The organism is aff. Roholtiella sp. LEGE 12411 (assembly GCF_015206995.1).
Lineage (GTDB): Bacteria > Cyanobacteriota > Cyanobacteriia > Cyanobacteriales > Nostocaceae > Komarekiella.
On the sequence record NZ_JADEXR010000165.1, the window covers coordinates 1 to 13,014 of the forward strand.

Sequence of the window (13,014 nt, forward strand, 5' to 3'; positions counted from 1 at the left end):
TTTAGCGATCGCTTGAATGTGTTCTTGAAGAGCTTGTTTTTGTTCTGGGGTCATCGCTAAGTAAATACACTCGTCTTACTTATCCTGACTGATTTTCGCTTTCTTTGCAAAAAACTGGGATGCTCCCCAAGTTATCGCCGTTGGATTGGCGTTTGGATGGGGTAAATGTTATTTTCTTGGTTGAGAATTGGAGCAAGTGGATTGACTAGTTTAGTGTTGCTCTTAACTGTCAATCCCAAGCACATAAAACTAGTGATACCTGCCAATATCGCTGCGATCGCCCTAGCTAGTTGTGCGGGACTGGAATTACGTCAGCTGCAAAAACATTACGAGGATTTTGAGCGCGAAGAAGATATGCTTGCGGCGATGAAGGATACCCAGGCTACTGAACAATTGCAGTATCTTTCATCAGCAGCCGAAAGGAAGCGACTGTACGAGGAATCGGATAAAGAAACTGAACGGCAGCTAAAACTATTGCAACAAACAGCACCCTTATTCAATGAAGTATTGGCAGTTACAGGACAAAGTGGGGCAGTCAATCGCATGGCATTAGGCATGATCCAAAATGGTGAAGGACTGGGGAATGTGCTGCTGGCAACATCTGAAGCGGAAATGCAGCTAGAGCAGGCTAAACTGCAAGCCCAGATTTATCAACGTCAATTGGAATTGCAGACGCAGCAGACACAGCAAAGGGAGCAAGCGCTAAAAAGTGCTAATGGTGAGGTGGTGACAGTGGCTACTCCTAGTACAGCAGTATCTACGGAGCTACCCTCATCATCCAAGATAGAAGGGCTAAAAAAAGCGGCAACAGTTGTGGGACTTCAAACCGAGTGCCTACGAGTGGACAAAGCACCCAGCTACCAGAGACTAATTTTTTCAGTTAGAACTGAAGATTTTAACACTTTGCCCAAATTCAAAGCCGCAAGCAAGCTGGCATTGGGCATCAGTGAAAAAGAAGATTTGCCCTTCTATATATATGCCCCAGAACAGATAGCTGTGGAAATTCCCTTGAAACCACAAGACCGCACTTACTATGACTTACCCGTTAGGCACTGGAAGGGCGGCGATCGCTTGATAATTCTGGGTCAATCCTTAGATGGAGAAGTGGTTATTAATTTGGCCAGTGAGGACACCCCGCAATTGTTGGTCGTCGGTACAACGGGTTCTGGTAAATCTAACTTTTTCCGTGCTGCGGCTTATTGTCTACTAATGCAAGGGGCGCGGGTAGATGTCTGCGGGGGTAAAGTTTCGGACTACGAAGATTTCGCTGATCGTTTCCCCACCATTACCATGAATGATATGGGGAAAACCTTCGAGTTTGTTGGCGAATACTATTTAGAATGCGATCGCCGTAACTCTATGACCAAAGCTGAACTAGAGCAGCAGCAGGCTTGGATATTGTTTATCGATGAGTATAAAGGGACTGTCCCGCTTGAGGATGCTTTACGCAAAGCTTACGACCAACAGTTGTGTGAAGTCGGGCGCCGTGGCAGGGGTTTGAAAATTCATGTCGTCATTGGGTTGCAGCGTGGAGCTAAACGAGGTAAAGAAGACCCGCAAGGTTTACCCCCAGATTTACGTGACAACCTTCCTTGTAGAATTGCTTTTCGCTGTGTTGACGGCACTTCCGGACGCATGATTTTGATGCGTCGGGGTGAGGCAGTTACGTCACTTCAGGGTCGTGGCGACGGAATTGTCCAGTCTGGTTTGTTGGATCAAAGATTTCAAGCTTATCGATTTGAAGAAATTCCAAATTAGGGGTGTAAGGGTGTAGGGGTATAGGGGTGTAGGGAATTGAAATTAATGCTAGGAGAAATATATGACACAAGCTTTAACACAATCGTATCGAGACTTGAAAGTTTGGCAAGAAGCTATGAATCTTGCCGAAAGTTGCTACAAGATAACCAAATCATTCCCTAAAGAGGAAATTTATGGAATGACATCGCAAATCCGTAGAGCAGTAGTATCGATTCCAGCTAATATTGCTGAAGGTTATGGACGAAGAACTAGAGGGGAGTATATTCAGTTCTTATACATAGCGCAAGGTTCACTTAAAGAACTAGAAACACATTTACTACTCTCAATCAGGGTTGAATTAGCGTCATCACAAACAGTAAACACTATCCTCAAGCAATGTGAGTCAGTCGGAAAACTGTTATTACTTTTAATCCGTGCATTGGAAAACAAAAATAAGTAAATTAGCAATTACTCTTCCCCTACACCCCTACACCCTTATACCCCACACCCCTAATTCATGCTCCCATCTCAATTTTGTGAAGCTGCTGGTTTTCCTGACCGCTGGCAGGAACGAGACTTACAACAATACCTGAGCGATCGCTTAAAAGAACGCGGATTCCAAACTCAACTGGAAGTTCAAGCCAACGGAGGACGGGCCGATATAGTTACCAGTTGGCAAAATGGAGCGATCGCAGAGGTGAAGAAATATCTCGACCGCGACACCATTTACCAAGCGGTCGGGCAACTTAACCTTTACGGGTTAAACAATACACACAAGCTCGTAGTTATGGGTTTTCTCACACCTGATGCGAGGGCGCAACCATCAGCCCTCAAAACTGCCTCAATGGTTGAACAAAACCCGCGTATACAGGTGATTTTCGTCAATCTTGATGAAGAGTGGTTGCCAGGGAGTAAAGTGCGAATCGGGTTTGGTAATTTCAACTTTTGGAATTTACGACTACCTCAACTACCAAATTTTAAGGATTGGCGCTGGTGGTTTAATTTAGCCAAAGCTAATCCCTTAATTTTAGTTTTGGTAGGTTCTTTATTCTTAGGTATCTTGCCGGAAATCAGAAAAGTAACTACTACTTTTAGCAATACAGTAATTTTAGATGCAAAGGGTACTGGCAATGAGAGTATCCCCGTAAAAGAGCAAGAAACCACAGAATTGGGACAAGTCAAGGGCGAACCATAGCCGGATGATGTATAACTTCAAGGTTGATGCGTAAAGTATTTCAAATCAAATATTGATCCTAAAAAATTGTAATTCGAGGATTTTAGATGGAATTAACACCAGAGATTGTATTTACACTAAAAAAGGTGGTGAAGTAAGGCTTTACTTTTTACGTTGTGAAGCTGAACTTAAACGCAGAATTGAGGAAGTGTCCAGGGCAGAAAATATATTCCGGTTCAATGTATTTAAATGTAAGTATCAGACATTTGTACTACATATAAATACCCGTATCAATACTACGAAGAAAGCCCATGCCTGTATCATGGAATAACATATATCGGCAAAAGTAATGAAGAAGAACCATTGACTTGCATTGATTGCGACAATTATCACGGGGTTGAGTATGGTGGTAATATGTTAGTCTGCGGGATACACGCGCGTGGATGGTCTGGTGAAAACTGCCCGGATTTTCAATCTATATAATTAATGCTTGATTACTTGACAGCGGGTATTGCGTTTTGGATGACAATGTTTATCATCCAAGACCAGTTGCTAAAGTTTCGCTTAGATGAACTGTCCTACTGGTTTCTTGCAATTAGTGCAAGTCTATTCGTTAGTCTCTTGACCTGGGGGGCGATTAGTTTCGTCCTAATAATTAATTTGAAAGTAGATCCATTCACTTTCCCAGGTAATCTTTTTCTTTGCGCGATCGCTGCCCTCATCTTTGGTGTATTTCTTACCCTAGGACAATGGCTGATACTGCGGCAGTCCAAAATTATACCAAACGCCTTTGCACTCGTTAACACAGTAGTTGGAATCGTGATTTTCGCTCTGCTAGTTTGGCTTAATGAAGGTACTTTGGATCTGATTGGTAATCCTATCGCAGGTTGGAAAACTGCCTTTGTGTTTTTAATTGGAGGTGCAGCTACCGGAGGAATAACAGGTAAGGCTTTGGATTTTTACTGTGAGCGCAAAGAGCAGCGATTATTTGAAATCGAAAGAAAAAGAGAAGAACAAGAAAAGCTTAGAAGAGACAGAATAGAAAATGAGGTATTTGAAAAAAGAAGGCAGGATAGAGAAAGGCAAGAACGTGTTGACCAGCAGAGAAAGGAACAAGCAGAAAAAGAAGCCCTAGAAAGAATCAGAATCAAAAGAGAAATCGCTCTAGAAGAAGAAAGAAGGTGGTACGAAGAACATCCGGAAGAGGCTTACGGTGAGTGGTGTGATGATGATGAGTAAATCGTTACCTTTTTCGTCAATTTTCAACAGTCTTTCTGTCATCATTTTATTGATTATTGAATTTTGTTAACTACGTAACCATTGCAAAATTTGCCTCAACCAGTTTTTGAACTGTTGAAGCCGAATATTTATAATACTCTTCAATCCATTTGTCTGTTGTTTTTTGAAGCCTTTTTTATTTTGGGACTGTTCACTAATATCGTTATTAACTGGAGTTTCCTCAAAAGTAGGTTGATTTTGTCTATCATCAATCCCTACTTCTTTGAAACTTATCTGCTCTTGAAATGAGGGTATATTATTTCCTTCATTTGGACTAGGAAGAGATTGAGAATCGTATGCGTACTGACTTTTCTCTAGCGATTTTTGTAGTGATTCATCTTTTTTAAAGCTTGGTCTAGGAATTACTTCAGGCTTCAAATCAAAAGAATCTTTTTTATTGAAAGGAGTTTGATTGTCTTGATTTTTGGGCTTTAAAGGTATTGAAGGTTTATTTACAGATTCTTCATCTTTTCTAAGTTTAGGACGCGACGAAGTTTTTTGAATCGGCTCCTCAACTGTTAAACTTTCTTTATCAATTTGATGGGGAGTAGCAATTGTACTATTTTTCTCAGTACCTAAAGCACTATCTACTATACAACAAAATAATTTATGATCATTATGTAGTAAGTTGAATACGCAACTACTGTCTGTAGCTTGCTGACCTAGAAAAAATATCCAAGGCTGTACATTATTCTCTCTTCTTTTCTCACTTAATTCTAGCAGGCAAGCATTTATCTGCCTTTCCAATACATTTTTGTGCGAGTCAGGCCAACCATTGGTATCAATTTCAAGAAAATATTGATCAATCAATTCTCCCTGTTGCCAATTTCCTTCAAAAAGAGGAATTCTAATTTTACTATTATTGAAATCTATTTTAGACTTATATTGTAATCGTACGAAATAAATTCTAGTTGGATCATATCGATATCCTTGCTTATATGTGAGTTTTTGAAAAATTTCTCCGTAAGTGCTGACAGAAACTCCTGGGACACATAAGGGTAACGCTCTATCTATTGGATGGGTCAGGTTAATAAACTGTTTAACCAATGGACTAATTGTCTTGACTTGCCAACTCCGAATTTTATTGTTTTCCTGACGAGGCTTGATTTGAATTTGTATAGTTTTACTTCTTTCTATAGCTTGAGATTGATCCTGATTGATAACTGCTTTAAAACTTGTTAAACATAACTGATTTGGATAACCACAGGTAAATTCTGATAGAGTAGATACTGGGTTTTTACGACGTGTACTTATGTATTTCTCATAAGTATATATAGAGCAAACAGGGTCATGTTGGTGGTTCTTTTTAGTTCTAAAGTAAGGAACTGAGATATTTTCAGGCAAAATGGCGACAGGTTTCATTGCTACATTGCAGTTCAAACAAATATATTCTGTCCTCCTTATCCTCTCGGCACTAGAAGAGTCTATTATGATTTGATGACAGAGATCTATTATATAAACCTCTAATCCAGTTTCTTTGTATCGGGCAGAATCCGGCATTATATTCAGCAATACTTAACAACTGCTCAAATATAGACTAACAAGTTTATGTCCTAATTTTCATCTAAATTTCGCGTCTTCTATGTTAGCTCCCCAAAGATCTATCCCCAACAGAATTGCATCCGACAAGTTAGCACCAACGAGAATAGCTTGACCCAAATCTGCCCCAGTTAAATCTGCTCCTTGAAAATTAACATAGCTGAGATTAGCACCTCGAAAATTGGACTCTCTAAGGTGAGTTGATTGAAATTCTGCTCCTCTCAAAATACTGCCTTCAAAGTTGGCTCTTGACAACCAACTGCCACTAAAGTCGGCTTCGGATAAATCCGTATCTCTGAAATCTGCTCCCCTTAAATCGATTTCACTAAAGTCTTTTCTACCTGCTTTGTAATCTTCAATCACTCTGGATATGGTTTCTCCCTTACAAACCTCAGTTTCCTCCTCTACATTCTCCTCACCAATCCAAGGGCCATTGCCGTGATAAATAGAGAAGTGATTGAGCAAAGCATCTTTACAAAATCGCCACCTCCCTGCCAATTGTCCACCAGGAAGTTTGCCTAACCCTACTTCCTCCAATAGCATTCCTGTCTGGATATTTAGATATAACGATGCTTCCTCCAATGTCAAAATATCTTTCTGCTTAATAGTTTCCAACTGCCAATAATTATTAGCAATTCGGGGATATATTAACTTGTGAAAACTTTCACTCAAGCATTTTAAAATCATTATTTTTAACCTCTTCAGCAAATTCACAATCAAGCTACACAATCAGCTTTTACTACAGGGCAAACATAACAATAGTCTACCAAACAATTCACGTTCATAGTAAGGATTCTTGAACTCAAAAAGCATTATAAATAACAGAAAAATACACCCCGCTCTCCTGCCAAGTTCTTCCGTTTGAATCCATCTCTACCAACGGAATCCCCCAATCAATACGCGCATTGAAGCGATCGCCCCCACGCCATCGCAATCCTAATCCTGCGCTAGCTAACATATTCGATTCGGGGTTCTGTATACCAGAATTCCACCCCACGCCGAAATCTGCAAACGGAATCACTTGCAATGTACCACCAGCACGCAGAATTGGTAGTTGCACTTCTGCTGAAGCAAATACGCCGTTGTCAGCCGGCAGGAAATCCTGCCGATAGCCCCGCACACTCTCCTGTCCACCCACGCCAAACTGTTCCAAAGGTACAAGCGTTGTGGATGCTAGTTGAGTATTGAGCCGGAGCAAAAGTAAGGTTTCAGGAGCCAGTAATCGCACCCATTGCGCTTGCCCTTGCCAACTGAAGAAGCGGCTGTCGGGAGCATCTTGATTAATAGTTGCATCGAATGCTCCTATGCCCAAGTTTAATTGCGATCGCACTGCAAATACTTCTTGGTTATTGCGAGATACCCACTCTTGGAAAAATCGAATTGCTGATACCCTTGTGTTTCCTTTTTCGTCTGCGCCATCAGATTGGAACGGTATTCGCCCAAACCCTTCGTTCAAATACGAAGCCTCGCTTTCTTTCCTAGAAGCAGTTATGCCAAGCGCAAATTCTTGTGTAGGAGTTTGGACTATTGGCTGTCGATACGTCAATTCATACTGCCGGGATTCTGCTTGGATATCCAGGATATCGAAAGGTTTTTCGATAACATTAGCTGCCGAAGTTCCGTAGCTAAAAGATATTGTCCCATCCCTGGGATTGACTGGTATTGTGTAGCTGGCATCAAATGTGTTACTACCATCAGTGTTGGCATAACCTATAGTCAAATCATCTCCAAATCCCAACAAGTTTGCTTCAGTTACTTGTAGACGACGGCGGAAACTTCCTACGGCTGGCGATCGCCCATTGTCTAGTACTATTTGGGTACTGAATGTGTCTGCTTCTTTTATGTTGACTGTTAAGATAGCTGTGTTAAGCTTCTCCCCAGGCGACAACTCAGCAGATAGTCTTTTGATTAAAGGATTGTTCTGCAACAGTTGCAGTGCTTCCAACAGGCGCTTTTCATTTACAGGCCCCGTTGTGTTTAATTTCAGGCGATCGCGAACATAATTAGAAGAAAGTCGTCGAGTACCTGTTATCTTGATATCTTCTAACTTACCCTCAATCACCTGGATTTTAACGACACCTGAACCCGGACTAATTTCTTGAGGTGGAATATAAGCACCAGATGTCACGTAACCTTTTCTGATGTATAGATTGGTAATTGTATAGCGAGCTTCGTACAACTCATCTATAGTTAGTGGACGATTGAGAAAGTCGGACACAGCTGAAGCTAATTCTTCCTCGCTGAAAACTGTACTACCTACAATCAAGAAGCGTTTAACTGTGACTGTTCCCCTGAAATTATTGGGGATTGATTCGGATGGTGGGGTTGGTCGTTGTGGCGGGATTAGTTCTGGTGAAGGTTGTTGTTGGGGTAACTGAGGTGAAGGTTGTGGCGCTGGTGTAGGCGGCTGAATGTCTTGCGGTGGGGGGAGGTTTGGTACTTGTGTAGTGGTCTGTGCATGTAATGGTCTGATGGTTGTAGCAAATAGTATCAATAGGCTTAAAGACAGCCAGGGCAATATGCGCTTTTTGGGGGATTTATCGGTCATCAGATGGTATGATATATTGCCGTAAACTCTGAAATTGTACAGTAATTGCTGTTTTATTACACTTCAAATATTTAATATCAAGCAAACAAGCATTAGATGAAGTTTAAGGTTAAAATCCTGACTTTCGGTTGACAAGGTAGCCCTAAATTGGCAATTATGATCAAAGAAAGTTTGAACATAAAAAATTGTAGTTAACAGCGTTTATAATTGCTGTTAACCATAGGATAAACAACTGATTTGCATAGCTTTTGTTCTTACGAATAGACTTTGCGTTTTGCCTTGAATCGATTAGTGTTTCCCGTGTTATTGGCTCACTAAGTTTTCCAAAAACCATGAACAACAAAACATGCATTGACAATATAAAGTGCCAGTATTTTTTGCGAAGTGATAGTGCAACAGCATATAGACAGAGGCGGCATCCGCAATCGCTGTCTCATTTCGTAAAGACCCCAGGGCAAACGCATCTAAAGTACTCTTGATCACGACCAAGATTAAGAATCAACGAAAAAATCAATATTTCTCGTTTGATTTATTTTCCAAGCCTCAAAGTGATGTCTACGACGGGCTACGCCTACGCTAAATATATGTCAATAAGCAGTAATTAATGCGACTAATTTTGAGGTTACTGAGAATAAAGTCCTTTTATTGACATGATGCGGCCGCCCTGGTAAAAACCCCTAACTGTATAACTGTTATCTGATACAGTGGATTACTTAACGAGACTTTGAACAGATGATGCACTGCGACTTTTCATTGCCGTCTGAATGCACTCTTCGCAAAGCTGTATCTCTTGATACATGGTCAATTGTTTTTGTGGTATTTAAAGCAAGACTTGACCTCAATCAATTAAGATGGCAGCAATTTTGGGTAATTGAATGTGATGGGTGTTTAGTAGCCTTCGGACAGCTACGAAAATTTCAATTAGCGCAAGAGCTAGGCAGTTTATATGTTGTAAAAAAATGGCGCAAACAAGGCTTAGGAAATTTCCTAATGCAACATTTAATTTCTCAAGCTACTCAACCTCTTTACTTAAAATGTGTAAATCATCAGCTTGTTAACTTTTACGTGAAGAAAGGCTTTGTACCTGTTGAATTTAATGATTTACCGTCTTCACTTAAATATAAATTTCGACTATCTCAAGCCCGAAAGAAATTTCTGAATGGGTTTGTGGTATTCATGAAATACCAAGTTGGCTTTGATGGCAACATAGAAAGAGAACTTCTGCTAAAAGAAAACAATATTAAATAAAGTATAGAAAGTGCAATACAATAATTTAATTACTTTTACCTCATTGCTTTTTATTTGCTCAACAAATTTTTCTGTAAAGGCTCAAATCATTCCAGACAATAATTTACCTAACAACACAACTATTAAATTAGATGGCGATACTAGAAGTATTGAAGGAGGTACTCAAGTAGGAAGTAACGTGTTTCATAGTTTTAAAGACTTCTCTGTCCCTACTGGAACTAGCGTTCATTTTAATAATGGGTTAGATATCCAGAACATCATCACCCGGATTACCGGCGGCTCCATATCTAATATTGATGGCTTGATTAGTGCCAATGGTGCAGCTAATTTGTTTTTGCTTAATCCAAATGGGATTGTCTTTGGACAAAATGCACGTTTGGATATCGGTGGTTCGTTTTTAGCCAGTACAGGGAATCGCCTGATATTTAGAGATGGTTTTGAGTTTAGTGCTACACATCCTCAAACCACTCCTCTGTTGAGCATTAATGTACCAATAGGTTTACAACTGAGTACTAATCCAAGACCAATTCGCGTCGAAGGCGCAGGACACAATTTAATTGGTTTAGCATTTTCACCAGTTGTCAGAAGTAACAGCTTAACAGGTTTACGAGTGCAGCCAGGAAGGACTCTAGCGCTTGTTGGAGGTGATGTGATTTTAGAGGGTGGTACGATTACAGCAGAAGGAGGGCGGATCGAAATAGGTAGTGTTGGCAATAACGGTTTGGTCAATATTAATCCAACAACCTTTGGCTGGAATTTGGAGTACAAAAATGTATTTTCTTTTCAAGATATTTCTTTATCAAAACGCGCTCTAGCCGACGCTAGTGGGATTACTTCTGGTTCTATACAGATGCAAGGACATAACATTACATTTACTGATGGCTCAGTATCCTTAATTCAAAACCAAGGATCACTCTCAGGAGGGACGTTAAAGGTAAATGCTTCTGAGTTTTTAGATATCAGCGGTACAGATCCAGTTGCGATGATTGCTGGTAGCTTACGGAATGAAACTGTCGGATTGGGCAAAGCTGGAGACATTGCAATTTCGTCCAAACATTTAATCATTAGGGATGGAGGACAAATAAATGCTTTAACCTTTAGTGCTGCAACAAGCGGCAACATAGTTGTGAAGTCCTCTGATTCTATACAATTGCTTGGGGTTTCGCCTCGTAATCCTGGTGTTTTTAGTTCCATTGGTGCTTCAACTTTCAACTCTGGAGATGCAGGCAATATTGAATTATCAACGGGACGATTGATTATTAAAGGAGGAGGTGCTTTGACATCTTCTACATTTGGAACAGGGACAGGAGGAAATGTAACGGCAAATGCATTTGATTTCATATCAGTAACAGGATATGCACCAATAATTTTTCAGCAATCCATTATTGGTACCACAACTCTCAATACTGGCAAAGCTGGCAACTTAAGAGTCAACACATCAAAACTAATAGTTCGCAATGGTGGAAGAGTTGATGCTTCGACCTTGGCAAGTGGCGATAGTGGAAGTGTTACTATCAATGCCTCCAAATCCGTAGATATTAGTGGTGCAATCCCTGGATCTAAAACGCCTAGTTTAGTGAACTCCAGTGCTAATGTTGTTGCCCCAACCTTACAAAACTTATTCAGGCTCCCTCCAGTCCCTTCTGGAAAATCTGGAGATGTGACAATTAATACTGAGAGTTTGAATGTTACAAAAGGCGCTCAAGTCAGCGTCATGAATGCGGGATTAGGTGATGCAGGAAAACTTGAAATTAACGCCAATCGCATCAACGTCACAAATAACGGAGGTATTACTGCAACCACTGCTGTAGGTCAAGGTGGTGACATTGACATCAATTCAAATCTTTTGCAACTGCGCGACGGCAATATCTCAGCAACTGCTGGACAGCAAGGTAGTAATGGTGACGGCGGGAACGTAACTATTAATACGAAAAACTTATTCTCTTTAGGAGACAGTAGCATAACTGCCAATGCTTTTGAAGGAAGGGGAGGTAATATCAAAATCGATACTAAAGGGCTTTTCCTTTCTGCCAACAGCCAAATTACAGCCAGTTCTGAGCGAGGTGTTAACGGCACAGTTGAGGTTAACTTTTTAATAGGAAACAATGTGCAACCCAAGATAGAACTAGAAGCAGTTCAAACTGATACAAAGATTGCATCAGTCTGTCAAGGGCGATCGGACACAATAGCAAGTACTTTCGTTGTTAGTGGACACGACGGTTTATTTCCTAGTCGTAGCAATCTGCCATCTCAAAACCCTATTTGGCAAGACAACTCTCTTCTAGATCAGTCCGATAATGATTTGGGAAAACTAAAATCAAGGGGTCAAGAGCCTACGCAAATATTAGAAGCACAAGCTGTGGTACAAGAATCTGACGGCAGAATTTTTTTGACAACAAATTCTGGGTCAGTCAGTGCTAACAGCGCATCGTCTGCTAATCCATGCGCCGACGAAATTAGAAAGGTAGGCTTGAATCAATTTTAGTAAAAATTAATGATTAAACGTCGAGATTGGGCTAAATACTTTTTTCTAAGCATTGCAGGGTTATTTACGTTTAATAACAAAGCATTTATTGCTCCTGCTTATGCTACAGATAAAAGACATAATCAGGCACGATTATTAACCCAAAGAGGAAAAAAATATTTTGATGAAGGACGAGCCTTAGAAGCACTTCAAGACTGGGAAGAAGCCATAAAAATTTATCGTCAAATTCACTATCAGGAGGGCGTTACAGGCAGTTTAATCAACCAGAACTATGCCCTACAAGCTTTAGGGTTAAATCGTCGGGCTTGTACTACACTTTTAGAAGCTTTAAAGTTAGACGCAGATGCCGATATTTGCGTCATCCCCTCAGAGCAATCTACTGAATCTACAACAGAACTACTGACGAAAGCAATTGATCAGCAAAAGCTAACACCTCTGGATCTGTTGGCATGGCATAACCTGGGAGATGTATTACGCACAATTGGTAAGCTAGATGAATCAAAAATAGTTTTGGAAAAAATACTTTCAACTGCTAAAAATCTTTCATCTGCTGACCATAGCAGAATTTTACTCTCTTTGGGAAATACTGAAAATTCATTTTACAAACAAGCAAGAGATAACTATAGTTCAACAGAAGAACCAGCTTTCAAAAAAGAAGCTAGCTTTTTAGTTCAAAAAAAAGCCTTAGAGTCCCTTGATATTTATCAGCAAATAAATAATTCATCAACGACCTCTCAAGAAGTACAATTGCAATCTCAATTACAGCACTTGAATTTGCTATTAGATTTTCAAGAATGGCTAACGATAGAGGTGAAATCAGGTAAAACAAATTTAGCCACTATTCGCACTAGTATTACTCAACAGATTCAGCCAGCAGTCAGGGCAAACGCATCTAAATATTGACAAGCCTGAATCAGGATGAAATACACCAAGATTCAAACTACATAAGGCTTTGAGGAAATTAAATCTCACTGAGTGTGAAAATGATAATCATTAGGAGGGGAG

10 protein-coding genes are annotated in these 13,014 nt (G+C 40.3%); 7 read left to right on the forward strand and 3 right to left on the reverse strand.

Annotated features, from left to right (window positions below; genetic code table 11):
• Nucleotides 1–201: 201 nt before the first annotated feature.
• The 4 genes from IQ246_RS24810 to IQ246_RS30615 all read left to right on the forward strand — a co-directional run bounded on the left by IQ246_RS24810 (nt 202) and on the right by IQ246_RS30615 (nt 4,150).
• The gene (locus tag IQ246_RS24810) at nt 202–1,758 is read left to right on the forward strand and encodes a hypothetical protein (protein ID WP_194005984.1); all 1,557 of its coding nucleotides are present in this window, start codon (nt 202–204) and stop codon (nt 1,756–1,758) included.
• Between the two features lie 61 nt (nt 1,759–1,819).
• Complete coding sequence (locus IQ246_RS24815) at nt 1,820–2,197, forward strand: four helix bundle protein (RefSeq protein ID WP_194005985.1); 378 nt, start codon at nt 1,820–1,822, stop codon at nt 2,195–2,197.
• A 57-nt stretch (nt 2,198–2,254) separates the two neighbouring features.
• Entirely contained in the window at nt 2,255–2,932 is a 678-nt protein-coding gene (locus IQ246_RS24820; protein ID WP_194005986.1) for a hypothetical protein, read from the forward strand.
• Between the two features lie 465 nt (nt 2,933–3,397).
• The gene (locus IQ246_RS30615; protein WP_244142156.1) at nt 3,398–4,150 is read left to right on the forward strand and encodes a DUF4670 domain-containing protein; all 753 of its coding nucleotides are present in this window, start codon (nt 3,398–3,400) and stop codon (nt 4,148–4,150) included.
• Between the two features lie 66 nt (nt 4,151–4,216).
• Here the strand turns inward: IQ246_RS30615 and IQ246_RS24830 are convergent, their stop codons facing one another.
• The 3 genes from IQ246_RS24830 to IQ246_RS24840 form a co-directional block, all read right to left on the reverse strand.
• Nucleotides 4,217–5,689 (reverse strand): hypothetical protein, encoded by a 1,473-nt coding sequence (locus IQ246_RS24830; RefSeq protein ID WP_194005987.1) that lies wholly within the window; start codon nt 5,687–5,689, stop codon nt 4,217–4,219.
• 60 nt (nt 5,690–5,749) lie between these two features.
• On the reverse strand, nt 5,750–6,415 hold the full coding sequence (locus IQ246_RS24835; RefSeq protein WP_194005988.1) for a pentapeptide repeat-containing protein: 666 nt from the start codon (nt 6,413–6,415) through the stop codon (nt 5,750–5,752).
• 115 nt (nt 6,416–6,530) lie between these two features.
• A complete protein-coding gene (locus IQ246_RS24840) occupies nt 6,531–8,276 on the reverse strand; it encodes a ShlB/FhaC/HecB family hemolysin secretion/activation protein (RefSeq protein WP_194005989.1) in 1,746 nt (581 codons plus the stop codon).
• 813 nt (nt 8,277–9,089) lie between these two features.
• On the opposite strand from IQ246_RS24840, the gene IQ246_RS24845 reads away from it, so the two are divergent.
• Genes IQ246_RS24845 through IQ246_RS24855 form a run of 3 tightly spaced genes read left to right on the forward strand, consistent with a single transcriptional unit; the run spans nt 9,090 to nt 12,912 of the window.
• Nucleotides 9,090–9,524, forward strand: coding sequence for a GNAT family N-acetyltransferase (locus tag IQ246_RS24845; RefSeq protein WP_339379200.1), 435 nt, complete (start codon nt 9,090–9,092; stop codon nt 9,522–9,524).
• Nucleotides 9,525–9,534: 10 nt separating this feature from the next.
• Nucleotides 9,535–12,009 carry a filamentous hemagglutinin N-terminal domain-containing protein gene (locus IQ246_RS24850; protein WP_194005991.1) on the forward strand — a complete coding sequence of 825 codons (2,475 nt, stop codon included), beginning with the start codon at nt 9,535–9,537 and terminating at the stop codon, nt 12,007–12,009.
• A 9-nt stretch (nt 12,010–12,018) separates the two neighbouring features.
• Nucleotides 12,019–12,912 carry a hypothetical protein gene (locus IQ246_RS24855; protein ID WP_194005992.1) on the forward strand — a complete coding sequence of 298 codons (894 nt, stop codon included), beginning with the start codon at nt 12,019–12,021 and terminating at the stop codon, nt 12,910–12,912.
• Nucleotides 12,913–13,014: the final 102 nt, after the last annotated feature.

Excerpts from the sequence above, each read along its gene's own strand:
- IQ246_RS24815 (WP_194005985.1), top strand. The coding sequence starts at position 1,820 with ATGACACAAGCTTTAACACAATCGTATCGAGACTTGAAAGTTTGGCAA.
- IQ246_RS24820 (WP_194005986.1), top strand. The coding sequence starts at position 2,255 with ATGCTCCCATCTCAATTTTGTGAAGCTGCTGGTTTTCCTGACCGCTGG.
- IQ246_RS30615 (WP_244142156.1), top strand. The coding sequence starts at position 3,398 with ATGCTTGATTACTTGACAGCGGGTATTGCGTTTTGGATGACAATGTTT.
- IQ246_RS24830 (WP_194005987.1), bottom strand. The coding sequence starts at position 5,689 with ATGCCGGATTCTGCCCGATACAAAGAAACTGGATTAGAGGTTTATATA.
- IQ246_RS24835 (WP_194005988.1), bottom strand. The coding sequence starts at position 6,415 with ATGATTTTAAAATGCTTGAGTGAAAGTTTTCACAAGTTAATATATCCC.
- IQ246_RS24840 (WP_194005989.1), bottom strand. The coding sequence starts at position 8,276 with ATGACCGATAAATCCCCCAAAAAGCGCATATTGCCCTGGCTGTCTTTA.
- IQ246_RS24855 (WP_194005992.1), top strand. The coding sequence starts at position 12,019 with ATGATTAAACGTCGAGATTGGGCTAAATACTTTTTTCTAAGCATTGCA.